Annotated in this window: 23 protein-coding genes and 1 pseudogene; 10 read left to right on the forward strand and 14 right to left on the reverse strand. The window is 46.7% G+C overall.

The window, feature by feature from the left end; translation table 11 throughout:
* Window positions 1–109: 109 nt before the first annotated feature.
* Complete coding sequence (locus QMA09_RS15480; protein WP_290213754.1) at window positions 110–586, reverse strand: divergent PAP2 family protein; 477 nt, start codon at window positions 584–586, stop codon at window positions 110–112.
* 150 nt (window positions 587–736) lie between these two features.
* Between QMA09_RS15480 and QMA09_RS15485 the strand changes: the two genes are divergently transcribed.
* The gene (locus QMA09_RS15485; protein WP_290213755.1) at window positions 737–2,230 is read left to right on the forward strand and encodes a leucyl aminopeptidase; all 1,494 of its coding nucleotides are present in this window, start codon (window positions 737–739) and stop codon (window positions 2,228–2,230) included.
* A 52-nt stretch (window positions 2,231–2,282) separates the two neighbouring features.
* Here the strand turns inward: QMA09_RS15485 and mnhG are convergent, their stop codons facing one another.
* The 8 genes from mnhG to QMA09_RS15525 all read right to left on the reverse strand — a co-directional run bounded on the left by mnhG (window position 2,283) and on the right by QMA09_RS15525 (window position 10,113).
* Window positions 2,283–2,621, reverse strand: a complete 339-nt coding sequence (mnhG, locus tag QMA09_RS15490; protein ID WP_290213756.1) for a monovalent cation/H(+) antiporter subunit G — start codon at window positions 2,619–2,621, stop codon at window positions 2,283–2,285.
* A 4-nt stretch (window positions 2,622–2,625) separates the two neighbouring features.
* Window positions 2,626–2,907, reverse strand: a complete 282-nt coding sequence (locus tag QMA09_RS15495) for a Na(+)/H(+) antiporter subunit F1 (RefSeq protein ID WP_290213757.1) — start codon at window positions 2,905–2,907, stop codon at window positions 2,626–2,628.
* A complete protein-coding gene (locus tag QMA09_RS15500; RefSeq protein WP_135502606.1) occupies window positions 2,904–3,383 on the reverse strand; it encodes a Na+/H+ antiporter subunit E in 480 nt (159 codons plus the stop codon). The genes QMA09_RS15495 and QMA09_RS15500 overlap by 4 nt, the downstream gene beginning before the upstream one ends.
* 6 nt (window positions 3,384–3,389) lie before the next feature.
* Window positions 3,390–4,871: a Na+/H+ antiporter subunit D gene (locus QMA09_RS15505; protein ID WP_290213758.1), complete on the reverse strand. Its 1,482-nt coding sequence runs from the start codon at window positions 4,869–4,871 to the stop codon at window positions 3,390–3,392.
* Window positions 4,864–5,211 (reverse strand): Na(+)/H(+) antiporter subunit C, encoded by a 348-nt coding sequence (locus tag QMA09_RS15510; protein ID WP_135502610.1) that lies wholly within the window; start codon window positions 5,209–5,211, stop codon window positions 4,864–4,866. Before QMA09_RS15510 ends, QMA09_RS15505 begins: the two co-directional genes overlap by 8 nt.
* Window positions 5,211–5,633: a Na(+)/H(+) antiporter subunit B gene (locus tag QMA09_RS15515; RefSeq protein WP_290213759.1), complete on the reverse strand. Its 423-nt coding sequence runs from the start codon at window positions 5,631–5,633 to the stop codon at window positions 5,211–5,213. The genes QMA09_RS15510 and QMA09_RS15515 overlap by 1 nt, the downstream gene beginning before the upstream one ends.
* Window positions 5,620–8,034: a Na+/H+ antiporter subunit A gene (locus tag QMA09_RS15520; protein ID WP_290213760.1), complete on the reverse strand. Its 2,415-nt coding sequence runs from the start codon at window positions 8,032–8,034 to the stop codon at window positions 5,620–5,622. Before QMA09_RS15520 ends, QMA09_RS15515 begins: the two co-directional genes overlap by 14 nt.
* An 849-nt stretch (window positions 8,035–8,883) precedes the next feature.
* Window positions 8,884–10,113: an MFS transporter gene (locus QMA09_RS15525; RefSeq protein ID WP_290213761.1), complete on the reverse strand. Its 1,230-nt coding sequence runs from the start codon at window positions 10,111–10,113 to the stop codon at window positions 8,884–8,886.
* Between the two features lie 127 nt (window positions 10,114–10,240).
* Between QMA09_RS15525 and QMA09_RS15530 the strand changes: the two genes are divergently transcribed.
* Together QMA09_RS15530 and QMA09_RS15535 are read left to right on the forward strand one after the other, a co-directional pair.
* Window positions 10,241–10,957 carry a peptidylprolyl isomerase gene (locus QMA09_RS15530; RefSeq protein ID WP_290213762.1) on the forward strand — a complete coding sequence of 239 codons (717 nt, stop codon included), beginning with the start codon at window positions 10,241–10,243 and terminating at the stop codon, window positions 10,955–10,957.
* Between the two features lie 139 nt (window positions 10,958–11,096).
* Window positions 11,097–11,342, forward strand: a complete 246-nt coding sequence (locus QMA09_RS15535; RefSeq protein ID WP_356779595.1) for a DUF1871 family protein — start codon at window positions 11,097–11,099, stop codon at window positions 11,340–11,342.
* Window positions 11,343–11,383: 41 nt separating this feature from the next.
* On the opposite strand, the gene QMA09_RS15540 is transcribed toward QMA09_RS15535, so the two are convergent.
* Together QMA09_RS15540 and QMA09_RS15545 are read right to left on the reverse strand one after the other, a co-directional pair.
* Complete coding sequence (locus QMA09_RS15540; RefSeq protein WP_290213764.1) at window positions 11,384–11,599, reverse strand: helix-turn-helix domain-containing protein; 216 nt, start codon at window positions 11,597–11,599, stop codon at window positions 11,384–11,386.
* A 105-nt stretch (window positions 11,600–11,704) separates the two neighbouring features.
* The gene (locus tag QMA09_RS15545) at window positions 11,705–13,039 is read right to left on the reverse strand and encodes a sodium-dependent transporter (RefSeq protein WP_290213765.1); all 1,335 of its coding nucleotides are present in this window, start codon (window positions 13,037–13,039) and stop codon (window positions 11,705–11,707) included.
* Between the two features lie 151 nt (window positions 13,040–13,190).
* Between QMA09_RS15545 and QMA09_RS15550 the strand changes: the two genes are divergently transcribed.
* Window positions 13,191–15,788, forward strand: a complete 2,598-nt coding sequence (locus QMA09_RS15550) for a hypothetical protein (RefSeq protein ID WP_290213766.1) — start codon at window positions 13,191–13,193, stop codon at window positions 15,786–15,788.
* 88 nt (window positions 15,789–15,876) lie between these two features.
* A complete protein-coding gene (yugI, locus tag QMA09_RS15555; protein WP_135502630.1) occupies window positions 15,877–16,248 on the forward strand; it encodes a S1 domain-containing post-transcriptional regulator GSP13 in 372 nt (123 codons plus the stop codon).
* Window positions 16,249–16,412: 164 nt separating this feature from the next.
* Here the strand turns inward: yugI and QMA09_RS15560 are convergent, their stop codons facing one another.
* Window positions 16,413–17,726: an AAA-type ATPase lid domain-containing protein gene (locus tag QMA09_RS15560; protein WP_290213767.1), complete on the reverse strand. Its 1,314-nt coding sequence runs from the start codon at window positions 17,724–17,726 to the stop codon at window positions 16,413–16,415.
* 138 nt (window positions 17,727–17,864) lie between these two features.
* On the opposite strand from QMA09_RS15560, the gene pruA reads away from it, so the two are divergent.
* The 4 genes from pruA to QMA09_RS15580 all read left to right on the forward strand — a co-directional run bounded on the left by pruA (window position 17,865) and on the right by QMA09_RS15580 (window position 23,264).
* Complete coding sequence (pruA, locus tag QMA09_RS15565; RefSeq protein ID WP_290213768.1) at window positions 17,865–19,409, forward strand: L-glutamate gamma-semialdehyde dehydrogenase; 1,545 nt, start codon at window positions 17,865–17,867, stop codon at window positions 19,407–19,409.
* A 76-nt stretch (window positions 19,410–19,485) separates the two neighbouring features.
* The gene (locus QMA09_RS15570) at window positions 19,486–20,679 is read left to right on the forward strand and encodes an ornithine--oxo-acid transaminase (RefSeq protein ID WP_290213769.1); all 1,194 of its coding nucleotides are present in this window, start codon (window positions 19,486–19,488) and stop codon (window positions 20,677–20,679) included.
* An 82-nt stretch (window positions 20,680–20,761) separates the two neighbouring features.
* Window positions 20,762–22,006, forward strand: a complete 1,245-nt coding sequence (locus QMA09_RS15575; protein WP_135502638.1) for a Glu/Leu/Phe/Val family dehydrogenase — start codon at window positions 20,762–20,764, stop codon at window positions 22,004–22,006.
* A gap of 94 nt (window positions 22,007–22,100) precedes the next feature.
* On the forward strand, window positions 22,101–23,264 hold the full coding sequence (locus QMA09_RS15580; RefSeq protein ID WP_290213770.1) for an iron-containing alcohol dehydrogenase: 1,164 nt from the start codon (window positions 22,101–22,103) through the stop codon (window positions 23,262–23,264).
* Between the two features lie 54 nt (window positions 23,265–23,318).
* Here QMA09_RS15580 and QMA09_RS15585 read toward each other — a convergent pair.
* Window positions 23,319–24,314 (reverse strand): annotated as a pseudogene (locus tag QMA09_RS15585) (cation diffusion facilitator family transporter).
* A gap of 12 nt (window positions 24,315–24,326) precedes the next feature.
* Window positions 24,327–25,058: an MgtC/SapB family protein gene (locus tag QMA09_RS15590; RefSeq protein WP_135502644.1), complete on the reverse strand. Its 732-nt coding sequence runs from the start codon at window positions 25,056–25,058 to the stop codon at window positions 24,327–24,329.
* Window positions 25,059–25,172: 114 nt separating this feature from the next.
* On the opposite strand from QMA09_RS15590, the gene QMA09_RS15595 reads away from it, so the two are divergent.
* Window positions 25,173–26,075, forward strand: a complete 903-nt coding sequence (locus QMA09_RS15595; protein ID WP_135502646.1) for a DMT family transporter — start codon at window positions 25,173–25,175, stop codon at window positions 26,073–26,075.
* Window positions 26,076–26,242: the final 167 nt, after the last annotated feature.

Raw genomic sequence — 26,242 nt, forward strand, 5'->3', positions numbered from 1 at the left:
ACAGTGAGTGAAGCGGCTGAGGTAGTGCCCGCGGAAAGCGTCCACCTGAAGCGAAATGAAAAGAGAATGAGACCTAAAAAGCGCCGACCCACAGGGGGACGCGCTTTTATTACTGAACCAACCCATGTATCGCAAATGCGATCGCGATGCCGGTCAAGGCGCCCATGAATACTTCGCTTGGCTTGTGGCCGAGAAGCGTCTTGAGCTCTTTGATTTTTTCTTCTTCGGCTTTCTGGGACCAGCTTCTCGTTTCATTCATAAACATATGCAGGTCTTGCCGCAGCTTATTGATGGTCAACGCGTGCTGGCCGGCTTGGAAGCGGACGCCTGTCGCGTCGTACATTGTAATCACGGCAAACATCGTCGCAATTGCAAAGATGGTCGAATCCGGGCCATGCTGGATGCCGACCGAAGTGGTGAGGGAAGTGACGGCTGCAGAATGGGAGCTCGGCATGCCTCCTGTGGAAGTGAAGAGGCCCCAATTGAGTTCCCGTGTCACTGCGTAGTGAATGGGAATTTTTACGAATTGGGCAAAAAGGATAGCGAATAAAGCAATCATCAGCGGAAGATTTGAGAAAAATTCCATCCAGTACACAACCTTTCCTAATCCATTTATGCTTTCAGTATATCATAATTGCTTTTTTCTTCTTGTGGAAAATATTTCGCTTTACGAACTACTAGCTTTGCAGAATTAATGCTACACTTGAATGGAAAACAACATAAAGGGGGATTTTAAATGGAGTTTAAAATAGTCAATGATGCTGCAGCATGCGAAGCGGATATTTTAGTGGTGGGCTTGGCCCGCCATCCGGAAAATACGAAAAACTGGCAGGATTTTTCTGAACGGTTCAACGGCAAGCTGGAAGACTGGATCAAACAGGGGCTTTCTTTCGATTTGAATTCCATCGTTGCGTATCCAACATTATCTGGGTCGATTCAACGGGTTTTATTCGTTGGATTGGATGATCGCAAGAAATTGACTGAAGACATTGTTCGTACAGCATTTGCACTTGCTGGAAAAGAATTGGCGAAAAAGAAAATCCGCCATGCGGCTGTGTATTTGGACTCGTTCCAAAACGATGCGGTGAATGCTGAGAACGCCGCTTATTTGGCAGCAGAGGGCATTACGATGGGGACTTACAGCTTCGATGATTATAAAACATCATCAAACGAAGCGGACGTGGAAATGGAAACGCTGTCGTTCTTGACGGACGGCAATGAAGACGAAGTGTCAGCTTCTGCTTTTATTGGACACGTTTTTGGCCAATCGGTCAATGAAGCGCGGACATTGGTCAATATGCCTGGCAATTTGCTGACGGCGACAATGCTCGCGGGTTATGCACAAGAGCTTGGAGATACATATGGCTTTGAAACAGAAATCCTGGGCAAAGCGGAGATGGAAGAGCTCGGCATGGGTGCTATCCTTGCTGTTAACCAAGGTTCTGTCGAAGAGCCTCGGCTGATTGTCTTGAAGTACAAAGCGACAGACGGCTTTGAAGATCCGCTTGCGCTTGTCGGCAAGGGCATCACGTTCGATACGGGAGGTTACTCGTTGAAGCCCAAAGATGGCATTGTGGGCATGAAAGGCGATATGGGCGGTGCAGCAGCAGTGCTTGGTGCGATGAAAATCATCGGTGAGCTGCAGCCGGAAAAAAACGTGGTCGCAGTGATTGCTTCGACCGATAACATGGTGTCAGGGAATGCGTTCAAACCGGATGATGTTATTACGTCGCTCAGCGGCAAGACGATTGAAATCCTTAACACAGATGCGGAAGGGCGCTTGGTGCTGGCGGATTCCGTGACCTATGCCAAGCAGCTTGGCGCAACAAAAATCGTCGACGTGGCAACGTTGACCGGCGGTGTGATCGTGGCGCTCGGCAACGATAAAACAGGAGCGCTTGCCAATGATGATGCGTTCTTCGATTTGTTCATGGGTGCTGCGAAAGAGACAGGGGAATTTGTCTGGCGCTTGCCGTTGACAGAGAGCGATAAAAAACGCATCCGTAAAAGTGATGTTGCCGATTTGAACAACTCGCCAGGGCGCGATGGCCACATGATTTTCGGAGGAGGCTTTGTCGGTGAATTCACGGAAGGGACGCCGTGGATCCATTTGGATATCGCCGGCACATCCCACGCCGCTTCCCAGCATGACCTTGGGCCGCAGGGCGGAACAGGTGCAATGGTCCGGACACTCGCAATGCTTGTAGAGAAAATGGCTGAACAGCAATAAACAGAAAAAGAGTTGGCAAGCGATTTTTCGCTTGCCAACTCTTTTTTCTTACTTATTTAGGGTCTTCTGTTTTCTCCCGCAATACTTTCATATCATCGCGCACGGTTTCTTTCGCCAATTCCGTACCGGACATATAAGCAGCTCGGCCGATCAAATGGCCGGAAACCGGAGACGTGATGAAAAGGAAAGCGATGGCGATGATCAATTGAGGATTGAAATGGTCTTCAATCAACAAGAAATGCAGGAAAGTTCCTGTCAGTATGCCCAGAACGCCGAGTGTTGCACTCTTAGAGGCCGCGTGGGTCCGAGTGTATACATCAGGAAGCCTGATAAGCCCCAAGGCTGTCACGACGCTGAAAATGACGCCTACACTGATGGAAATGATGATCAATGAATTAACGATTAGGTTTTCGATCGAAAATCACACCTCTCTCAATGAACTTCGCAAATGCCACTGTCCCGATAAAAGCCAGGATGCTCAGCAGCAGGATGATCGCCAGGAAAAACTCAGTTTCCAGGATAAGCGACAATAGCGCGATGATGGAGACAAGCGCAACGCCTAACGCGTCGAGTGCAACAATGCGGTCAGCGATGCTAGGCCCTTTGATCAGCCGGTACAGCAAGCCGACAAAGGCAAAGCTGATAATGAGCAAGGCAACCCAGTAGAATGTCATCATGAGCGGCTCACCTCCAAGATTGCCCGTTCAAATGTATTTTTGATTGAAGACACCGCATCCTCGATATCTTCAAAGTCGATGGCGTGGATGTATAATTTTTTTTGATCATCTGAAATGCCGAGAACGAGCGTACCCGGCGTCAATGTAATCAATGCAGCGAGCAAAGTGATTTCCCAGTCCTGTTTCAATTCAGTTTCCAGCTCAAAAATAGCAGGCTTGATATTCAAACGCGGTTGGATAACCAGCTTGAACACGGCAAAACTCGACAGCACCAATTCTTTCAGGAACAGGAAGAACAGGGAAATGACTGCCCAAATTCGGTAGAGGTACAGCCTGCTCGAGAAAAACCTGCGCATCATGACCACAAGCAGAAGGCCAACCAAATAACCGATGGCGAAACCGGAGGGAGTAAAATTGTCCGTGATGAACATCCAGACGCCGGCCAGGAAGAAATTCAATAATATTTGCAGGGACATGGTCTTCTACTCCTTTAATACCGCATCTATATAGATGGATGGATTTAATAGAACTTCTCCTGCACCTTGGATCAGGGGCATGAACATTTCAGCGCCGGCACCTAGTACGATAGTGATGATGACCAGGACGACAGAAGGTATGAGCATTCTGCGGTAAGTTGTTTTCTCTAAAGGCATCGTTTCTCTTGGTTCGCCCCAGAATGCATAGATGAAGATTCGCATCGCACTTAACAAAACCAGCAGGCTGGTCGCTAAAATGATGATGCTGCCCCAGAAATGAGGGCCTTCAAAGCCGCCTTGGACAATCAATAATTTGCCAGGGAATCCGCTTAACGGGGGAATGCCTGCCAAACCGAATGCGGCAATCAAGTAAACCCATCCAAGGAACGGGTAGGTTTTCATCAACCCGCCCATTTCGCGGAGGTTGGTCGTGCCGAAAATGACAGCGACGATGCCGACAAGAAAGAACAATGCAGCTTTGATGAGCATGTCATGGACCAAATAGAAAATCGATCCGTTGATGCCCGCTTCATTCAATTGCGAGACGCCGAACAAAATGACGCCGACTGCGATGATGATGTTGTAAATGATGATTTTCTTTACATCGAAATATGCGAGTGCCCCGATACAGCCGGCGAGTATCGTCAAAATCGAGACGATGGCCAGCAGTTCATGTGTAAACCCGGTATTCATGGTAAAAAACAAGGTATATGTACGCATGATCGCATAAACGCCGACTTTCGTCAGCAAGGCGCCAAATAAAGCCAAGATCGGCGTTGGCGGAGCGTAATATGAACCTGGAAGCCAGAAATAAAGCGGAAAAATGGATGCTTTAAATCCGAAGACCACCAAGAACATGACGGCGATCAAGGTTAGAATGCCGGTGGATTCGATTTGCGGGATTTTCACCGCTAAGTCCGCCATGTTCAGCGTACCGGTCACCGAATACAGATAGGCGACTGCTGAAACAAACAAAGCGGAAGAAATGATGTTGACCAGCAAATACTTGATGCTTTCCCGTAATTGCGGCTTTTCGCCGCCGTGGACAATCAGCATATAGGAAGACATTAACAGCACTTCAACGAAAACGAATAAGTTGAAAATATCCCCGGTCGTGAACGCGCCGTTGACGCCGACCAGCAAGAACATAATCCCCGAATAGTAGAATGACCGTTCACGCGCCTCACCGATTGTCGGGATGCTGTATAAAATAACGAAAAACGTGATTAAGCTGGCACTCAGCACAAGCAGCACGGAAAGCAGATCGGACACCATGGAAATGCCGAATGGCGCAGGCCAGCTGCCTAAGGTAATAGCTTGGACACCGTCATTTTGGACTTTCACCAATAATGTGATGGCGGCGATCAACGTTGCAGCCGCACCCGCTATTGCGGTGGACCGCTGCAAGGAAACATTTTTCGGGAAGAACATCAAAACGATTGCAAACAATAATGGGATGAGGATCGGAAAAAGAAGCAAATTACTCATAATCTTCAGTTCCTCTCATCAAGTTCATATTGTCTGTGCCGAGTTCCTGATAGGCACGGTAAGCAAGAACCAGGAAGAACGATGTCACCGCAAACGAAATGACAATTGCCGTCAAAATCAAGGCTTGAGGCAGGGGATCAGCGTAATCTGCTACGCTGACGCCGTCTGCCACGACCGGAGGAGCCATTCCGCCGAGTCCGCCCATCGTCAACAGCAGCAAATGGGCGCCGTGGCTCAAGAGCCCAGTGCCGATAATGATGCGGATCAAACTTTTAGAAAGCATTAAGTAAACAGCTGCCATGAACAGAAAGCCGATGACAACCGACATGATAATTTCCATTATTCATCCTCTCCAATCGTTTGAATAATGGTCATCGTAACTCCGACAACAACCAAATAAACTCCTAAATCGAACAACGCAGCAGAATGCAGCGATGTTTTGCCGAATAACGGCAGATCGAAATAATCATAAGCGTGTGTGAAAAAGGGAACATCGAAAACGATGGAAGCGCCAGCTGTACCAAGTGCAATGAGCAAGCCGGAAGCGACCATGGCAACGTAATTGAGCGGAAGAATCTTTTTCACGGTGTCCAGGTCAAACGCCAGCATCAACAAGACGATGGCGCTCGCTGTCAACAGGCCGCCGACAAAACCGCCGCCCGGTGTATAATGCCCGGTGAAGAAAATATGGACCGCAAACAGCAGGATGATGAAAATGACCACCTTGGTCGCGGTCTGTAGCATAACATCATTTGTTTTCATGGTGGCCCTCCTTTTTGCTCAATCGGAGCTTGATCATGGTGATGATCCCGATTCCAGCAATGCCAAGAACGGCGATTTCAAACAAGGTATCAAAGCCGCGGTAATCAACGAGAATGACGTTGACGATATTGCCGCCGCCGGCTTCTGAATAAACCGTTTCTTTGTAATACTCGGAAATGGACGGCAGAAGCTTTTGGGAGTGGGCGGACAATGCCACCAAAGTCATGGTGACGCCTACCCCTAATGCGATGGCCGCATTTCCGACTTTAAAACTGATGCGTTCTTCTTTTTTGCTGTTGACTGGCAAATGGTAAAACGCCAACAGGAACAGTGCAACGGAAATGGTTTCGATGACCAATTGTGTCAGCGCCAAATCCGGTGCCCGGAATATGACGAAGAACAATGCAACAGAATAGCCGACCACCCCTAAAGCGACAATAGCTGTCAACCTTGATTTCGCTGCAATTGTCGTGATCGTTGCAGCGACCAAAGCGATGGCGATGAAGATTTCATACGTGCCGACCGGCGCCAGGTTGGTGGTATCGAAAACAAAGGCATCCACCAAATACAGTGTCGTCAGCATGATCAAGATGAAGAATCCGAACATATAAGCCAAATACGAGCGGATAAAGCCCGTCATGTACAGAGCGGAAAAGCGCTTGGCGCCGCTGTCGCTCAAATACATCATGAAATCATACAGGCTGTTGAGCGAATACGTTTCCGGCAGTTTGTCGTAAACCGGCTGCCATTTGCGCAACAGCCAGAACAGCAGGCCGCCGACAACGAAAATGCCGAGCGTCATATACAATTCCGTGTTGAAGCCGTGCCATGCGGAAACATGGACATCGACTTGCTCCGGGGAAGTGTAAAGGAATGGCTGGATAGCCAGCACCGCCGGCTTGACGATCCAGTCGCCGACCACATTCGGGATGAAGAAAATCGCGATAACAAGCATTGCCAAAATAGCTGGCGGGATGAGCATGCCGATAGGCGCTTCATGCGCCTGTTTCGGCAGCTCCTCCGGCTTGTGCTTCCCGGTAAACGTGTGGAGTACGAAATACAAGCTATAGACAAACGTGAAGACACTGCCGACCCAGGCGATGACAGGGAACAAGAAGCCCCAGACATCCATCGAGAACAGTTCGAACTCGGTGATGGCGAGCATCGCAGTCAGGAAGGTTTCCTTGCTCAGGAAACCGCCGAACAACGGAATGCCGGCCATCGACAGCGAGCCGATCATGGCAATGGTGAAGGAAATCGGCATCAGGCTCATCAAGCCGCCCAGTTTGCGGATGTCGCGCGTCCCTGTTTCGTGGTCGACGATTCCAGCGACCATGAACAGACTGCCTTTAAATACGGCATGGTTGACCAAGTGGAAGATCGCAGCGAACGCAGCGTATTTAAAGACGGTGCCAGCCGCATCTTCTACATGGAAGCCCATAGCGGAAGCGCCAAGCAGGCTCATGATCAAGCCCAATTGCGAAACGGTAGAGAACGCCAGAATCCCTTTTAGGTCTTTTTGTTTAAGTGCAAAGACAGATGCCCAAATCATGGTGAACAATCCGACGCCTGTAACGAGCCATACCCAAAGTCCGGAAGCCGCGAAAATCGGCGTAAAACGCGCCACCAGATAAAGGCCGGCTTTTACCATCGTCGCCGAATGCAAGTAGGCGCTTACAGGAGTAGGCGCTTCCATGGCATCCGGAAGCCAGATGTAGAATGGGAATTGGGCAGATTTTGTAAAGGCGCCAAGCAAGATGAGCACGAGCGCCCAGATAAAGAACTCATGCTGCACCAGATCCGGCGCTTGCGCAATAAGTTCGCGAATTGAGTAAGTATTGCCCATGATACTGAGCAGCACAAAGCCCCCGAGCATCATCAAGCCGCCGAAGACGGTGATCATCATTGACTTTAAAGCCCCGAAGCGTGAACGGTCGCGTGTATACCAATAACCGATCAGCAGGAATGAGGAAATGGAGGTGAGTTCCCAGAAAAGGTACAACGTAATCATATGGTCGGATTGGACGACTCCGAGCATAGCGGTCATGAAAATCAATAAGTAAACGTAGAAATTATGTAATTGCTCGCGGTTCTTATCCAAGTAAAAGATTGAATACAAAACAACCAGCGAACCGATCCCCGTTATCAATAGAGAGAACAGTAGGCTCAATCCATCCAGGTATGCGATGAATGCAATGTCCAAGGAAGGGATCCATTGAAATTCTGAAGTGAAAGTTCCGCCTTCCATCGTTTGCGGTAGGTAAGAAGCGTAATAGATGAATAAAATCACGGGAACAATCAAGACAAACCAGCCGGTATGGATGCGGCTAAGTTTTTTGAACAGCAGCGGAATCAGCAGGGCTGCGAGTATCGGCAAAAAGATTAAAAACACGAGTGACAAATGAATCCTCCTTTCAAGCGGTTACATGATGGGTTTCTAGAGAAATTATAACGTACATCCAATAAATTTGCACCATTCGGCTTTTGCTGTACGGCTGATGCCGCAAGGATTTCCCGCTTAATGAAATAGGAAGAAACTCAAATAAAAAAGTTGGAAAACGCTGTCGAATTTAGTCGAAATGCACCTTCCTAAAGACCGAGTAACAAGAGAATCCGGTTTTATTCCGGAATAAAAAAGCAGATTTCCTGTTGGAAATCTGCTCATGTAGTAGACAAGTAAATATTTTTGTTATTTAAAGAATAAAAGTCGTTTCATCTTAAGTATATCGGATTCTGCGCTCCATGCGGACGCTTTCCGCGGACGAAGCGCTGAGCCTCCTCGTCGAAAGCTCCTGTGGGGTCTCATCACTCCGTTCTTCCGCAGGAAAGATCGTGTCCGAAAGAAGTTCGGACATGATCTTTGCGACGAAGCTAGCGCAGCGATGCAGGAGCACATATTTGCCTTTCGCCGCATTGCGCTCCGAACCCTTGAGAGAATACTTATGAAAAGTGAATTATTTGGTTACTCTTTTCAATTAGAGCCACATGCTGTCAACCGGTCTGGCCACGAAGACTCCTGTGGGACAGCGAAGGCTGAAGACCCCGCAGGAAACGAGGTTTGAAAAACCTCGTTTGCGACGAAGCTAGCGCAGCGATGCAGGAGCAACTCTTTTTTTCAGTGACGAGGAGGCTGAAGCTGAGCCCACGGAAAGCGAAGTGGCCAGACTGGTTGGGGTATACACAATTATTCATTTTGATTAGACTTTGTCTACAGTCTGAGCAGATTTCCCATTGGAAATCTGCTGCTTTGTCATGAAGATTTCAATTCCTGCTCAAGAAGGACGTCTTCAAAATCCTGTTCCGGTTTGGCGGTTGTGTATTTCAAGAAGATAAACGAAATCAAGAACAACGAGCCGGTGACGATAAAGACGGCAGGGATTCCGATAAATCCACTGACGATGCCCCCGAACATCGGGCCGATGATATTCCCTAAAAAGCGGAAGCTGGTATTGTAGCCCATGACTTCACCTTGGATCTCGATAGGCGCTTCGCGTCTCATCAATGCGGTTGTTGTCGGAATCATGCCGCCCACGGCAATCCCGAACAATAGCCGAAGAATCATCAATTGCCAAAGCTCCGTGACAAAAGCTTGCGGAATGATGAAGACGAATGCGAGGATCAATAAGAATGTCAGGACTTTTTCGTAGCCGATCTGGTCGCCTAGGCGGCCCCAGCGCCGTGCGAACAAGAGATTGCCGACGCCGGTCGCGCTGAATGTGATGCCGGCAAGCAAGGCGACTTGTGTGCTGTCGGTCAAATGAGCGACATAAAGCGACAGCAGCGGCTGAATGCTGAAGTTTCCGATCTGGATCAACGCGGTGATGATCATGACATTGAACAGCAAGCGATGGTGGAAGATGCCCTGGATGATGGTTTTGCGCGCATAAACATGGGCATCTTTATGCTTCACGCGTTTCACTTCTTTGATGCCGACGACAACGATAAGCGCAGCTAGCGCAATGACACCCGATGTAATAAGGAAGGTATACGTAAAGCCGAATGTATCGGCCATCAATCCGCCGATCACCGGTCCGAATAAAGTCCCGGATACGCTGCCCATCTGCAGCGTGCCAAGCGTTTTGCCAGCCGTTTCCTTCGACGTCTGTGAGCTGACAAAGGCAAGAGATGTCGGGATAAAGCCCGTCACAACGCCCATGAACAAACGGATGAAGAATAATTCATGGACTGATTCGGCCGTTCCCATTAAGAAAATACTGGTGGCAATCCCAAAACAGTTGATAATGAGGATCGGCTTATAGCCATACTTGTCAGCAATCCGTCCCCAAATCGGTGACATGAAAAGTGCGGCGACAAATGTGACGCCGAATACGAGGCCTGCCCAGCGCTGGACATATTCCTCGGAAAAATTCCCGAGCGATTCGATGTACAGCGAAAGAAAAGGCATGATCATGGTAGTGCTTCCGGCTACCAGGAAATTGGAGATGATAATGATGAGGAAGTTCTTTTTTTGTCTTTCCATCCGGAGTCCCTTCTTTCTGATCCGTGAACCTGTTTCTATTATATAGTATTTCGTCACACGAAAAAAGTGCTGAGAATTACATGCCAATTCGAAATATTGTATGATAAAATGTGATGGGGTGAATGAGATGAAAATGAAATTAACAGCAGCAATCCTGCTGGCTGGCTTCTTGGCCGCATGCGGTACAGAAGAGCAGCAAGCACAGCCAGAAAAGGCAGAACCTGAAACAGCCGAAGAAAACCAAGCGGCAGCACCGGCAAGCGCCGCTGTCTATCCGCAATTAAGCAATGAAGTCGCAGACAACGAAGAGCTGGTCGCAATGGAAACGTCGATGGGAACGATCAAGATCAAATTATTCCCGGATTACGCGCCAAAAGCGGTTGAGAACTTTCTGACCCTTGCAGAAGATGGCTATTATGACGGCTTATTGTTCCACCGCGTCATTGAAGACTTCATGCTGCAAAGCGGTGACCCGACAGGCACTGGCGGAGGCGGAGAAAGCATTTATGGCGAATCGTTCGAAGACGAATTCAGCGACAACTTATTGAACCTTCGCGGTGCATTGTCGATGGCAAACGCTGGTCCCGGAACGAACGGCAGCCAGTTTTTCATCGTACAGGCAAAAGAAGCTCCGGCGGACAGCGTTTCTTCAGACCGTCCGGATGCAGTGAAGCAAGCATATGCCGAATTGGGCGGAACGCCATGGCTTGACGGCAAACACACCGTTTTCGGCCAAGTCATCGAAGGGATGGACGTTGTTGATGCAATCGCGGCAGTTGAAAAACAACAGGACCGCCCGGTAGAAGACGTTACCATCGATTCAATTGAAGTGCTATCCAAATAATTTTGCTTTGATTTAAAGCAGCCTATTCATGGCAAAGGGAAGAGTTCAGGACAAAGGCTCTTCTCTTTTTTTGCTTATGTGCTATTATGGCTGTTAATACTATGGAAATGTAAGGTGAAATCAAATGGGAATGAGTGAAATGAACAGAAGAGCTGCGAGAGTCTTGGAAGAATGGGATCCTTACTCAATTGGCGGAGATTTGTATGGCTCGGAAATTATGGAAGTTGTAGCTCAATTGCATGTGCTCGATGATCCGTCCGATTTAGCGAAGCAAATCCAAAGCATCTACCAATTCACGTTCGAGAAATGGATTCCTCTCGAACATTGCGTCGCCATTTCCTATAAACTGCTGGCATTGAAATACGAAGCAAAGTGCATTATCTAAATAAAAAAAGCTTTCAGCCCCAATGGGCCGAAAGCTTTTTTTTATTGGGCTGCTTCTGCACCGTCCAGCAAATTGGATGCTGGCACTTCAAGTGCATTTGAGAGTTTCAAGATAGTTTGTGTAGAAGGCACTTCTTCGCCGGTTTCATAAGCTTGGAGCCTAGCGACGCCGATTCGGGCTTTCAAGGCTAATTCGTCTAGCGACAAATTGCGTTCTTCACGAAGGAACTTTAATTGTGTGTGCAAATCTTTCTTCATATATATACACTCCTCTGCAAAATGTTTCATGTAATTAAATGAAGTATACCATAAACTGTCTATTTCGACAGACGAAATTATGGCAGTTTCGAAACAAATAACAGCTTAGAAAATGGAAATGATTCCTTGGATAAAGACGACGATAATCGCTACTGGAGCTACATAGCGCACCAATGCGCGCCACACTTGGAACCAGACTGTCTGGCCAGGCAATTCCGTCTCTGCTTCATGTTTTTTCAATATATAGCCGGCAAAGAGGGCAGTGAATAAAGCACCGATCGGCAAACCGATCCGGCTAGTCAAAATGTCCATGAAATCGAAGAATGTGTAGCCGAACATGAACGGCTCCGACATGACGCCGAATGACAATGCGCTCGGGATGCCGAACAGGAAAATCACCAAGCCATACAACCACGCAACACGGACGCGTCGGTCGAATTTATTTTTCACAATAATGGATACACCGATTTCAAGCATCGAGATGGATGAAGTCAACGTGGCGAAAAGCATGAGCACGAAGAAAATGATCATCAGCAAACCGCCCATGAATAATTGGTCGAAAATGGCCGGGAGGATGATGAAGACCAAACCAGGCCCTTGGTCCGGTGTATAGCCAAGTGCAAATACTGCCGGGAAAATGATCAGTCCGGCCATGATGGATATAAGGATGTTCAATCCGGCAACGCTGACAGCGGAACGGGAGAGATTCTCGGATTTCGACAAATATGAGGCATAAGTCATCATGCCTGCAACACCAACGCTTAAGGAGAAGAAAGCCTGTCCTAGAGCGATCAATGCGGTTTTAAAATTAAAGAACGACCAATCAGGCACGAACATGAATTTCACGCCTTCCATGGCGCCGTCCAAGGTCAATGAACGGACCATCAAGATGACCAGGAAAATCAACAGCCCGGGCATCATGATCTTGCTGGCGCGTTCGATGCCGCCCTTGATGCCGCCTTGCACGATCCAGATTGTCAGCAACATGAAAGCGGCTTGCGCAAGGATGACTTCCAGTGGATTGCCGATGATGCCGCCGAATAATTCAGCGAAATCAGCGTCACCCAGATTCGACAACTGGAACAATAAGGAGCGGCCGAGATAAGAAAGGATCCAGCCCCCGACAACACTGTAGAAAGATAAGATGATAAAAGAGAAAATAAGTCCAGACCAACCGATTAAAAACCATGGTTTTCCAGGTGCCTGTTTTTTTAATGCGCTGACAGGATCTGCCTGTCCGCGTCTCCCTATGACGAATTCAGCAAGCAAAATCGGCAAGCCGATTGCTAAGGTGCTGATAATAAAGAGCAAGATAAAGACACTGCCGCCATTTGCACCGGTTTCATAAGGGAATTTCCAGATTGCCCCTAAACCGATGGCGCTTCCCGCTGCCGCGAGGATAAAGCCAAGCTTCGATGTCCATTGTTCACGTTTCTGCATGTTCTCACTCCTAAACTATTTGGATTTTTTAATTCTACACGACCCACCTATAAAAAAATAGAGACAATTCAAAGCAAGGGTACATTATCGTGTATAATAAACAAATAAAGGAAGATGATTGAATATTTACGCAAAAGAGGTGGATTTCAAAATGGATGCCAATCAACAGACGAATCGTGTTCAAAATGAGCGATACCAGACAACGTCGGAATGGACACCGCAACTACTCGGGCAAGTCATGCGTTTCGGCTTTCAAAATGGCGTGCCGGCAGACAAACTAAATGCATTCCAGCAGGCTGTATACAAAGATTTTTCTTCAGCAGCAATGGATGATGAAAAAGAGATGGACATTTTATTGTATAAAACGGCAATTTTAAAGTTGCCTCGATTTATCGGAAGTGAAGAAGCAGCGGAAGACATGTTCCGCTTTCCTGAAGACCTCGAAACGCACAAAGCAATCTTGGCTTTGGATGCGCCTGAGCGTATCGCGTTGACGCTGCATTATTTGCAGGGCAAGCGGCTTCAGGAAATCAGCGGTATCGTAGAACGCCCCGAACTGCAGGCGCAGGAAGGCTTACAGGCCGGTTTTCGGCAATTACAAGAAAACTTGGGCATAGCGGATGCTGCGGCCGTTGAAAAACGTTTGGAATTTGCCGGAAAATCCTATGGCCGCATCGAGTTCAGCATGGCGGAAAGTGAAGGAGAAGCAGAAATTCCGCACATTCCTGAAAATACGCCAATGCCGGCGCCAGTGGCGAAGCGCACTAAAGTTCTGCTGGCTACAGCCGGACTGTTTTTGGCAGGTGTCATCGGCGCCTCTTATATAATGGATAACGCTAGACCGGATTTGCCGCTGACAGCAGCGGAAACGGAAAATGAGGATCAGCTTACAGTTAAAATGCTCGAGGGCTGGAAACAGCAGTACAACAAAATCCGGCAATCGTCTCCGGAGCGGCTGGGCATTGATGAGGGTGTATATAATCAGCTGCAATACGTCAAAAAAGCGGATCAGCAAATGGAACGGGTGTTGAGCAATGAACATGCTGAAGGGATGAAAAATGATAAAAAGAAAATGCAGCGCCAAGTGGATGAGTTGATGCTTCAGATCGAAACGCCGAAAGAGATGGTGTTGCTTTTTAGCGACGCGTTTTTATCGAGCGCTGAAACGCAGAAAGTCCTTGTTAATTATGCGCTGAAAACAAAAGAATTGATGCTGCTGTCGGAAGAGGTTTTGGCAACGAATCATGAGGAACTCGCGAAAGTGGAGGTCAACGGGGAATTGTCGGCCGAAAAATTGCTTGCGGGACGTAGCGACTTCACGGAAGAGGTCCAGAACTTGGTCGATTCCCTTAGCGAACGCAGCCTGACGGTCATCAAGCATCCATCAGAAGACCGTTTCATCACACGCCGGAACACGGAAGCACTGCATTCAAGCAATTTGCTGAATAACGATTACGAAGCGAGCAATTATATCGGCCTGTTGATGAATGATCCATACTTTGACGAAAAGGGCCTCTTGCAACCCATCAGCCAGATGCCATACATCCTGACATCAATTGAACGGCCATTGCTTGAATCTGTGGACTCTTCACCGCTGTACCAGGATTTTGCAGCTGTTTTTCAGCATGCCTTTTTTCTGACGCTGAAAGGTGGAGAAGGCCAGACGGTTTTTGACAGCCAAGGGATTGTAAAAGGGGAATACCAGGAAGCATGGAAGCAAATGGCTGAGCAATCCGGCAATCCGCTGATTTACGTCATGCTGCCCATTATAGAAGAAATGGAAGCAAGTGGCTGGACGGGCTCAAAAAGTTACGATGAACTGGAGTATGACAGCATCCTAGAAGCATTGGACATGGAGAAGGCAGGCAAGCTTGCAGCGAAACTGCCGAATGGTGACGTTGCAATCGAACCACAGCTCATTCAATTGGAACGGCACGATTTTGCAGCGACAGAGAAACTCTACAAAGAGTTTTCAGCGCAGCACGACTTGGCCCTGCTGGAAAATGTGCTGCCGCTAGATGTTTTGCTGCTGTTCGACCACGCGAATAGCCTTGGCGACGCTGACACAATGTGGCATCTATTGTCCGGGGAAGCGAAGCCGCCGCTCCCTGAGTACAAGCGGATCTGGCGTCAGCAGCCTGGTTTAAAAGAATACATCAAATGGATAGAAGTGAACGAAGAGCAAATCACGCGCATAGGGCCGAGGCTGCATTTGTACCTGTCCATCAGCCCGAAAGACGAAACCGTTTACCCGCAGTTCACCCCTAGCCTTGTTATGCAGGGCGATGCAACATGGTTTATGCAGTATCACCTTTACGAAAATTATGACTTGAGCGGAAAAGAATCAGGCTATAAGAAAAATGTGAATGCCTTGTACAATGAATTCAAAGAAAGCTTAGACGAAAAAGTGCTGGATAAAGCCTCGCCGGGGGAAATCGCCGGACTGCTTTTGAAGGCTTTTGAAGAGGAGAACACAGCCATGCTTCTCTTGCTTTTCGAAGAGCCGGAGGCGTTGGAAGAGTCCTATGTTCTGACACAACTTTCTGGAAGAAGCGTACCGCATTTTTCTGACGCGCTGAGCGCAGCCTTTTACAGCGACTCCTTTTATTATGGAAACGGTAACGGCAGCTTGGAACACGGCAGCTTCCAATTCGAAGGCCCGAACGACGGTGCTGACGTGGAATTCAACCAATTAACAATGGTCAAAACCCCGTCAGGCTGGCGTTTTGGCGACTTGAATATGTATTGATTTTACTCTGCAGCCTATTCTGTGCTATAATTTACAGATGCCAATAAGGTGTACAGGATAATTAGATAAGACTAGGAGCGGGTATAAAATGACAAATTTCCAAACAGGCGACACAGTAACAGGTAAAGTAACAGGAATTCAGCCATACGGTGCATTCGTAGCATTGGACGATCAAACTCAAGGATTGGTCCACATCTCAGAAATCACACACGGCTACGTAAAAGAAGTTAGCGAATACTTGGCAGTTGGCCAAGAAGTTAACGTTAAAGTTTTGGAAGTTGACGATAAATCTAAAAAAATCAGCTTGTCAATCCGTGCACTACAAGAGCAGCCGCCAGCAGCTCAGCGCACTGAAAAACCAAAACAATCTCTTCAATCACACGTAAACGAAAATGATTCTGAAGGATTCAACTCGTTGAAAGACAAAATGCAAGAGTGGATCAAGCGTTCAGGTCAGTAAGAAAAGCGGAAGCGGCCGTATAGATCCGTAGGGCATAAGACGGGCAGCCGAAGCGGCATTTTTTCAGCCGCACAGGATGACTGGCTTATGACCCGAGGATCTGGCCGCTGGAGCTAGACAGTAAGGAAAGCGCTTAGGCGCAACAAAAAAACGAAGTACAGACATCATGTCTGCGCTTCGTTTTTTTTGATTTTCCGCAATCGATACTGCAGGTTTTGCCGGCTCATGCCGAGTGCTGCGGCAGCTTTCGTAACATTGCCGCCATGGAGGTCCATCGCTTTTTTTAAATAATAGCTTTCCGCTTCTTGCAAATAATCATCGAGCGGCAGCATTTCCTTGCCGGAATGGACGATAAAGTCCTCTGGGTTCAAAGCATGTTTGTTCATCGTCTTCCATTTAAAATGCTGCGGCAGCAATTCCGCGGTAAGTGACTCTTCGGTGGTCAAAAGGGAGGTCGCTTCGTCGAGAAGCAACTCAAGTTCCTTTAAATTGCCCGGCCAATCATATTTCAAGAACATCTCTTCCGCTTCTTTTGTCAAACTGCGGACCACTGAACCGAATTTCATGCGGTGCCGGGACAAATAATCATAAACAAAAGGCATGACGTCTTCTTTTCGGTTGCGGAGCGGTTCGAGCTGGATGGTCATAGCTGAAAAGAAATAATAGAGTTCTTTCGACAATTTTTGCGAAGCGATCAGCTCCACTGGATCTTCACCAACGCTGGCGATAAAATAAGTGTTCTGATTGGAGAGTTCTTTCGCCATCTGCAGCAAATGGTATTGCAGAGGCAAAGGGAGGAGGTCGATGCGTTCGCAATAGACCGTCCTGTGCGGCGTATCTGCCAAATCTTCCTGGAGGCGATCGATCAATTGACTGTCAGTGCCGTGGCAATACAAAGTGAACAGCTGGCCGCTGGACGAAGATGCTGAATGGATCGACTCAGCGATCAATTCTTTTCCTGTGCCCGATTCACCCACCAATAAAACAGGAAGCTTTAATGTCGCAGCTTTCTCGGCTGTTTGGATGACTTTTCTCATACTCTCCGAAATTGCAGTGATGCTTGAAAACGTAATCGGCTCTTCATACTTTTTAAGCGGCTGGTATACGACCTTTTCCAGCTTCGTAACATCCCGTGACAATTCAATTGCGCCGACCAGCACCTTTTCGTCAAAGACCGGATGGGTATCGTTGATGGTGGTGATTTCCTGGCCTTTGCGGTTCCAATACGTCTGTTTTACATTCAAAACGGCTTTTCCAGATTGCAGCACCTGCAGCAATGTGCTTTCGTGCTGATCAAAACGAAATAATTCCAACAGCGAACGATCCGCCAATTCTTCGTAATCGAAACCCTCAATTTCTCTCATTTTCTGGTTATAAAATATCGTCTTGCCTTTTAGATCAATCGCGTGGATGCCGACTGCCGCGTGTTCTGCAGCGAAATGGTAGAACGGCAACAAGTCTTTCTCAACGGTTTTCAAAAAATCACCTCAAAATATTTATAACTTTTTAATAGAAAAGACTTGATTAATGCAACAATCTTTTGCATTATTATATATGTAAAGAGAATATAAGTGCAAACTTTTTTTGCGCTTTTATTAAATCCAAGGAGGATTCACATGATTCCCTACAAACACGAACCATTCACAGATTTTTCAATTGAAAAGAACCGCACTGCTTACCTGGCCGGTTTAAAAACAGTTGAGGCGTATTTAGGCCAAGACTATCCATTGGTTATTGGTGGAGAACGCGTTACAACTGAAGACAAAATCGTTTCATTCAACCCTGCTGATAAAGAAGAAATCATCGGCCGTGTTTCGAAATCAAATAAAGAATTAGCTGAAAAAGCGATGCAAAGCGCTCTTGAAGCATTCAAAACGTGGAAAAAAGTTAAACCTGAAGTGCGCGCTGATGTATTGTTGAAAGCTGCAGCGATTGTTCGCCGCCGCAAGCATGAATTCTCTGCACTTCTTACAAAAGAAGCGGGCAAGCCATGGAACGAAGCGGATGCTGATACAGCTGAAGCAATCGACTTCTTGACTTACTACGCGCACCAAATGCTTAAGATGAAAGATGGCATGCCAGTCGAAAGCCGTCCAGGCGAAGACAACCGCTACGATTATATTCCTCTTGGAGTAGGCGTTGTCATTTCTCCATGGAACTTCGCTTTTGCAATCATGGCAGGAACAACTGTTGCTGCAATGGTTACTGGGAACACAGTTCTATTGAAACCAGCTTCAACAACTCCGGTTGTCGCTTATAAATTCATCGAAGTTCTTGAAGAAGCGGGCATGCCTGCAGGCGTCGTCAACTTTATCCCAGGACCGGGTTCTGAAGTAGGAGACTATTTGGTCGATCACCCGAAAACTCGTTTCATCTCATTCACTGGTTCAAAAGAAGTCGGCCTAAGAATTGCTGACCGTTCTGCAAAAGTGAACGAAGGGCAAGTTTGGATGAAGCGCCTGATTGCTGAAATGGGCGGGAAAAACACGATGGTTATCGATAAAGACGCAGATCTTGAGCTTGCTGCACAATCGATCGTCAAATCTGCATTCGGTTTCAGCGGACAGAAATGTTCTGCAGGATCTCGTGCCGTTGTCGTAGAAGACGTGTATGACGAAGTTCTTGAACGCGTCATCGAGTTGACGAACGAATTGACAATCGGCAACCCGACTGACCAGTCGAATTATATGGGCCCGGTTATTGATTCAAACTCTTTCAAAAAAATCATGAGCTATATTGAAATCGGCAAAGAAGAAGGCCGCGTAGTTGCGGGTGGAACTGGCGACGATTCTAAAGGGTTCTTCGTGAACCCGACTGTCATTGCGGATCTTGCACCAACTGACCGTGTTATGCAGGAAGAGATTTTCGGACCGGTTGTCGGCTTCACAAAAGCGAAAGACTTTAAAGAAGCAATCGACATTGCCAACAACACAGAATACGGTTTGACGGGCGGAGTCATTACGAATAACCGTGAACATCTTGAATATGCACGCGAAGAATTCCATGTCGGCAATTTGTATTTCAACCGTGGATGCACAGGCGCAATCGTTGGATACCAGTCATTCGGTGGGTTCAACATGTCAGGAACAGACTCAAAAGCGGGCGGACCGGATTACTTGGGTCTTCACATGCAAGCAAAAACAACTTCTGAAATGTATTAAGAAGCATTAAGTGGTATAATTATTCATTAAAAGGCGGACTTATTAGTCTGCCTTTTTTAAAAAAGGAGGAATTTAAATGACAAAGACGCAAGAAATTATCGAACAAACAGAAAAATTCGGTGCACCAAACTACCATCCACTGCCAATCGTCATCACAGAAGCAGAAGGAGTTTGGGTCAAGGATCCTGAAGGCAATAAATTCATGGATATGCTTTCAGCCTATTCCGCTGTCAACCAAGGCCACCGCCATCCGAAAATCATCCAGGCCTTAAAAGACCAGGCTGACCGAGTGACATTGACTTCACGCGCATTCCATAACGATATGCTGGCTCCTTGGTACGAATTGATCTGTAAAATTTCCGGAAAAGAAATGGCTTTGCCGATGAATACGGGTGCAGAAGCTGTTGAAACAGCATTTAAAGCGGCACGCCGCTGGGCATATGACGTAAAAGGCGTTGAAAAAGATCAAGCTGAAATCATTGCATGCGAAGGCAACTTCCACGGCCGTACGATGACTGCAGTTTCTTTATCATCAGATCCTGATTACAGAAGAGGCTTCGGACCGATGCTTCCAGGCATTAAAATCATTCCTTACAGCGATTTGGAAGCATTGAAAAATGCGATTACACCAAATACGGCTGCCTTCCTGATCGAACCGATCCAAGGTGAAGCAGGCATTGTTATGCCAGAAGAAGGATTCTTGAAAGCTGCAAGAGAATTATGCCGCGAAAACAACGTTTTATTCATTGCTGACGAAATTCAGTGTGGGCTTGCGCGTACTGGTAAAATGTTCGCTTGTGAATGGGAAGATGTTGAGCCGGATATGTACATATTGGGCAAAGCGCTTGGAGGCGGAGTGTTCCCGATTTCTTGTGTCGTTGCAGACCATGAAATCTTGAATGTCTTTAACCCAGGATCACACGGTTCGACTTTCGGAGGGAACCCACTTGCTTGTGCAGTATCAATCGCTTCTCTTGAAGTGCTGCAAAATGAAAAACTAGCTGAACGTTCGCAAGAACTAGGCGAATACTTTATTGGCAAATTGCGTGAAATCCAACATCCTTCTATTAAAGAAGTGCGCGGCCGTGGATTGTTCATCGGCATGGAATTGACTGAAGCAGCGCGTCCTTATTGCGAAAAACTGAAAGAACTTGGTTTATTATGCAAAGAAACGCATGATACTGTCATCCGTTTTGCACCACCATTGATCATTTCAAAAGAAGAACTTGACTGGGCAATCGAACGCATCCAAAAAGTATTTTCAAATTAATGACTTTCTAGCACGCAACAAGCTGGATATGTTACACTAGTTTCGAGTAATTACTATAAATATAAAGAGGCGAATTAAAACAATGGCTGAAAACTTGAACTTGTTGACGTCAACTCAGAACGTTATTCGAACTGCGTTGGATAAACTCGGATACGAAGAATCGATGTATGAACTTTTAAAAGAACCTATGCGTATTATGGAAGTGCGTATTCCAGTCCGCATGGACGATGGAAAAACAAAAGTATTTACAGGATTCCGTGCACAGCACAACGATGCAGTCGGACCTACTAAAGGCGGAGTGCGTTTTCATCCTGACGTAAACCGGGAAGAAGTAATGGCGCTTTCTATGTGGATGACATTGAAATGTGGAATCGTCGATCTTCCTTATGGCGGAGGAAAAGGCGGCATCATCTGTGACCCAAGAGAAATGTCCATGCATGAAATCGAGAAACTGAGCCGCGGCTATGTCCGTGCAATCAGCCAAATCGTTGGGCCGAACAAAGACATTCCGGCTCCGGACGTTTTCACTAACTCGCAGATCATGGCGTGGATGTTCGATGAATACAGCAAAATTGATGAATTCAATTCACCTGGATTCATTACAGGGAAACCGATTGTCCTTGGTGGTTCACAAGGCCGGGATAAAGCGACTGCTCAAGGTGTAACCATTGTTATTAATGAAGCTGCTAAAAAACGCGGCCTTGAAATTAAAGGCGCACGGGTAGTAATTCAAGGGTTCGGCAACGCCGGCAGTTTCTTGGCGAAGTTCCTTCATGATCAAGGCGCGAAAGTTGTCGGAATTTCTGACGCTTACGGTGCATTGCATGATCCAGACGGCTTGGATGTTGAGTATTTGCTGGACCGCCGCGATAGCTTCGGTACCGTGACAACGTTATTCGATAACACGATTTCAAACAAAGAGTTGTTTGAATTGGATTGCGATATCCTTGTCCCAGCAGCGATTGCCAACCAGATTACAGCTGAAAATGCACATGATATCAAAGCTTCAATCGTCGTGGAAGCGGCGAACGGGCCGACAACTTCGGAAGCGACGAAAATTCTGACTGAACGTGGAATTCTTCTTGTGCCGGATGTATTGGCTAGTTCAGGCGGTGTCACAGTGTCTTACTTTGAATGGGTTCAAAATAACCAAGGTTATTACTGGACGCAGGAAGAAGTGGATGAAAAGCTGACGAAAAAGCTTGTTGATGCTTTTGATAATGTTTACAATGTCGCTACTACACGCAATATTGATATGCGCTTGGCCGCTTATATGGTCGGAGCTCGCAGAACTGCGGAAGCAGCACGCTTCCGTGGGTGGGTTTAAGGCGAAAAAAGATCGTTCGGGTTCTTCCCGAGCGGTTTTTTTGCGTTTTAATAGGGAAATCTACATAATAGAAAAAGAATAGGAGGATGATTAGATGAATGCATTTTCATTTTATAACCCGGTTAAATTAATTTTTGGTAAAGGGCAATTAGAAGCGGTTAAGAAAGAATTGCCTAAATATGGCAAAAAAGTATTGGTGGTATATGGCGGAGGCAGCATCAAAAAGAACGGCCTCTACGATGAAGTAATGGCTACCTTAGCCGAAGCGGACCTTGAAGTTTTTGAATTAGGCGGAGTAGAGCCGAATCCACGGATCTCAACTGCACGCAAAGGCATTGAAATCTGTAAAAATGAAGGCATTGATATGCTTTTGGCAGTAGGCGGCGGTTCTGTTATTGACTGTACGAAACTGATTGCATGCGGCGCACCATATGATGGCGATGCTTGGGATTTCGTATCACGCAAAGCACAGCCGAAAGAGGCATTGCCATTCGGCACAGTGCTGACTTTGGCGGCAACAGGTTCAGAGATGAACTCTGGATCGGTCATCACAAATGAAGAAACACAAGAGAAATATGGCTGGGGAAGCCCGTTGTCGTTCCCGAAATTCTCGATTCTTGATCCGACTTATACAATGTCGGTGCCAAAAGACCATACGGTATATGGCATTGTCGATATGATGTCCCATATTTTCGAGCAATATTTCAACAATGCTACAAACACACCTGTACAAGACCGGATGTGCGAAGGGGTATTGAAAGCAGTAATTGAAACGGCTCCGAAATTATTAGATGATCTCCAAAGCTACGAGCACCGCGAAACAATTTTATTCGCAGGGACGATGGGGTTGAACAACATCCTTCAAATGGGTTACAACGGAGACTGGGCTACACACAATATCGAACATGCCGTATCAGCAGTTTACGATATTCCGCATGCTGGAGGCTTAGCTATTCTATTCCCTCAGTGGATGCGCCACAACATCAAAGTAAATCCAGCACGCTTTGCGCAAATGGCTGAACGTGTCTTCGATGTTGAACGAGAAGGCAAGACGGACGAAGAGGCGGCGTTGGAAGGAATCGAGCGCATGAGCGCATTCTGGACATCTCTTGGAGCGCCTACACGTTTGGCGGATTATGAAATTGATGGTTCGAAGATTGACTTGATGGCTGAAAAAGCCATGGTCTACGGAGAGTTCGGCAATTTCAATAAAATGCAAAGCGACGACGTAAAAGAAATCTTAACAGCTTCACTTTAAAAAAAGATTATAAAAAAGATTGGGCGCACAATGCGCCCAATCTTTTTTTATTTATTATTCGGTTGGCGTTGCGGATAACGAATCAGGGCGCTTGCTGACATGCGTCCAATGCGTTTCGCCATCGTCCGCGTCAAGCGACACAATGACATCGTCAACGCTCGGCTGGTTCAAAAGGATATCGGCTAAACGGTCCTGCAAAGCGTCTGCTTCGGCTACGGTTAGCGTTGGATCGATTTCTACGAGTGTTTCCACATGAAGGAATTCGCCTTCTTTGATTACTTCAAGCTTCTTGATATCTCTAACTGCGGGTTAATCAGTCAGGATGTGGGCGATATGGTTTACCATCTGCTCATCAGTTTCCCCGATAGCGCCACGGGCATTGTCCATGAATACTTTGGTGACTACATAGAACATCATCAAACCGATAGCGATAGAAGCTGCACCTTCGATTGCAAGGAAACCTGTGTAATGGGCGATCAAAATGGCGACTAACGCCAGGACGCCGCCTGAAGTTGCAACTAAATCTTCAAGAAACACGAGTTTAGTTGCAGGTTTGGCACGATTCAAATGGGCGAAACTTGTCGTTAAGGGAGCAAGTGCTCCGCCTTTGACGCCTGCTTCATGCAAAACTTCCTTGCCAGCTTTATAAAGCACGAAAGTTTCCAAGAGGATGGCTATTGTCAAGACGATAACGCTGATGATAAATCCTTCCGCTTCCATTGGATGAGTCATTTGGTGCCAGCCTTCGAGAATCGTTTCATATGCCATGATGCCGACGATTAATACGGCACCTAGAAGTACAATGTTAAGCAATCGGCCGAAACCATTTGGAAATCGTTTCGTCGGCGCTTTCTTCGATAATGCCGAACCGATAAAAACAAAATATTGATTTGCTGCATCGCCGATCGAGTGCATCATTTCGGCGAACATTGCCACGTTTCCTGTAAAGAAGAAGGCGACACCTTTCATAATTGAGATAAAAGTATTGATAACTGCAGCGAATAAGGACGGCTTGTTCCCGCCTTTTAATAATGTAAAAAATTCTCCCATTCTCGTTCCTCCTTAATTGATAAGCTCAATATCCACTTCCTCGACTTTGTCGATAGCCATGATTTCCTGATAAAGGCTTATTGTTTCTTTGGTGTGGTAATACGATACCCGCATCGCCATTTGATGAAGTACATTTCCGCTATCGCCTTCATGATGGAAAATTGAAAGAGATTCAATGCTCACCCCATTTGATTCTATCGCTTCTGCGATGATAGGGAAAGACTCTGTATCGGATACGATGATTTTAATGCTGGCCTCCGCCATACGCAAACGCTTTGGACCGAATTTGAAAAGGGCAGGGGGCAGTACTTCGATACCGAAAAGAATAATGGCTACTGTGAAAAATGCTTCGATATAAAAACCTGCGGCTACTGCAATGCCAATTCCTCCAGCTCCCCAAATCATTGCTGCGGTGGTCAATCCGGAAATCGAATCATTGCCACGCTTGAGGATGACGCCGGCGCCAAGAAAACCGATGCCGGATACAATTTGTGCGGCAAGGCGGAGTGGATCCATTGTGATATTGACGCCTTCATGCGGACTGCCTTCTGCAAGGTAGGCCGTTTCAATCGAAATGATTGTCAGCAAACAGCTGAATGTAGCAATCACGACGCTCGTCTTCAACCCGACAGGCTTCCTTTTTAATTCCCTCTCGAGCCCGATAACTAAACTTAGAACAGCAGCTATTACTAGCTTGAGGAAAGTTTCATAGGAGGAGATATGAAGTGCATCCAGAAAATCCATTTAAATTCCTCCTTCCTTATTACGGGATTGATAAAGAATGCTGGAACTGTCAAACTGGAAGAAGCTGATTTGAATTATGTATTTACAGCATAACAACCTTAAAGGAGCACCGCTATGGAAAAACCAGCAATTAATCCTTTCATCCCGATCATCATCGGTGTTTTTTCAGTTGCACTCTCAGCGATTTTCGTGAAAATGACTTCCGCTGACTCAGGGGTGACGGCTTTTTATCGAATGCTGTTCTCAATCCTTATCATGAGTCCGGTATTCTTAATGAAATATACCCCGGAAATCAAGAAGCTAAGCAAGAGGGATTGGGTTTTTACATCAATCGCTGGAATTTTTCTCGCATTTCATTTCATCCTATGGTTTGAATCGCTTAATTATACGTCAGTCGCCAGTTCCACTGTCTTGGTTACGCTTCAGCCGTTATTCGCTTTTGCCGGCACGTACTTCTTCTTTAAAGAGCGGTTGTCCATTAAGACAATCGTTTCTGGAGTGATTGCAGTCGGCGGCAGCGTATTGATCGGCTACGGCGATTTTAAAATCAGCGGGATGGCGCTCTACGGAGATATGCTGGCGTTGATTGCCTGCGCATTGATCACTGCTTATCTGCTTTTCGGCCAAGATGTCCGGAAAAGAATCTCGTTGGTCACGTATACGTTTGTCGTTTATAGCGTTAGCACGATAACATTATTCTTCTATATCATAGCTAAAGGCGAGTCATTCGGCCCTTACCCAGCTTCCGAGTGGATGTGGTTTTTGCTGCTGGCGATTATTCCGAACCTGCTCGGGCATACACTTTTCAATTGGTCATTGAAGTGGGTGAGTACGAATGTCATTTCAATTGCCATTTTGTTCGAGCCGGTAGGAGCGGCAATACTGGCCTATTTCATTCTAGGGGAACTTCTCAGTGCATCACAGATAATAGGTGGGAGCGTTGTGCTGGCAGGGATCATTTTGTTTGTTGCGGACTTCAAAAAAATTAAATCCAAGTTTTTTAAGGAAAAGGCTTGATTTAATTTGCTGTACGGTTTATATTAATACATGTCCTTAAGACGCCTGAAAAAATATTTTAAAATAGTATTGACTTCCAGGTGCGAACAGGATATATTAATAAAGTCGCCAATGAGCGCGGCATACAAACATGAACCTTGAAAACTGAACAGCAAAACGTCAACAAC

The sequence above is a fragment of the Planococcus sp. APC 3906 genome (assembly GCF_030407685.1).
Taxonomy (GTDB): Bacteria; Bacillota; Bacilli; order Bacillales_A; family Planococcaceae; genus Planococcus; species Planococcus koreensis.

Bases quoted from the DNA above. Each gene is read 5' to 3' on its own strand.
- QMA09_RS15480 (WP_290213754.1), bottom strand. From the start codon at position 586: ATGGAATTTTTCTCAAATCTTCCGCTGATGATTGCTTTATTCGCTATC.
- QMA09_RS15485 (WP_290213755.1), top strand. From the start codon at position 737: ATGGAGTTTAAAATAGTCAATGATGCTGCAGCATGCGAAGCGGATATT.
- QMA09_RS15495 (WP_290213757.1), bottom strand. From the start codon at position 2,907: ATGATGACATTCTACTGGGTTGCCTTGCTCATTATCAGCTTTGCCTTT.
- QMA09_RS15500 (WP_135502606.1), bottom strand. From the start codon at position 3,383: ATGTCCCTGCAAATATTATTGAATTTCTTCCTGGCCGGCGTCTGGATG.
- QMA09_RS15505 (WP_290213758.1), bottom strand. From the start codon at position 4,871: ATGAGTAATTTGCTTCTTTTTCCGATCCTCATCCCATTATTGTTTGCA.
- QMA09_RS15510 (WP_135502610.1), bottom strand. From the start codon at position 5,211: ATGGAAATTATCATGTCGGTTGTCATCGGCTTTCTGTTCATGGCAGCT.
- QMA09_RS15515 (WP_290213759.1), bottom strand. From the start codon at position 5,633: ATGAAAACAAATGATGTTATGCTACAGACCGCGACCAAGGTGGTCATT.
- QMA09_RS15525 (WP_290213761.1), bottom strand. From the start codon at position 10,113: ATGGAAAGACAAAAAAAGAACTTCCTCATCATTATCATCTCCAATTTC.
- QMA09_RS15530 (WP_290213762.1), top strand. From the start codon at position 10,241: ATGAAAATGAAATTAACAGCAGCAATCCTGCTGGCTGGCTTCTTGGCC.
- QMA09_RS15535 (WP_356779595.1), top strand. From the start codon at position 11,097: ATGAACAGAAGAGCTGCGAGAGTCTTGGAAGAATGGGATCCTTACTCA.
- QMA09_RS15540 (WP_290213764.1), bottom strand. From the start codon at position 11,599: ATGAAGAAAGATTTGCACACACAATTAAAGTTCCTTCGTGAAGAACGC.
- QMA09_RS15545 (WP_290213765.1), bottom strand. From the start codon at position 13,039: ATGCAGAAACGTGAACAATGGACATCGAAGCTTGGCTTTATCCTCGCG.
- QMA09_RS15550 (WP_290213766.1), top strand. From the start codon at position 13,191: ATGGATGCCAATCAACAGACGAATCGTGTTCAAAATGAGCGATACCAG.
- yugI (WP_135502630.1), top strand. From the start codon at position 15,877: ATGACAAATTTCCAAACAGGCGACACAGTAACAGGTAAAGTAACAGGA.
- pruA (WP_290213768.1), top strand. From the start codon at position 17,865: ATGATTCCCTACAAACACGAACCATTCACAGATTTTTCAATTGAAAAG.
- QMA09_RS15570 (WP_290213769.1), top strand. From the start codon at position 19,486: ATGACAAAGACGCAAGAAATTATCGAACAAACAGAAAAATTCGGTGCA.
- QMA09_RS15575 (WP_135502638.1), top strand. From the start codon at position 20,762: ATGGCTGAAAACTTGAACTTGTTGACGTCAACTCAGAACGTTATTCGA.
- QMA09_RS15580 (WP_290213770.1), top strand. From the start codon at position 22,101: ATGAATGCATTTTCATTTTATAACCCGGTTAAATTAATTTTTGGTAAA.
- QMA09_RS15590 (WP_135502644.1), bottom strand. From the start codon at position 25,058: ATGGATTTTCTGGATGCACTTCATATCTCCTCCTATGAAACTTTCCTC.
- QMA09_RS15595 (WP_135502646.1), top strand. From the start codon at position 25,173: ATGGAAAAACCAGCAATTAATCCTTTCATCCCGATCATCATCGGTGTT.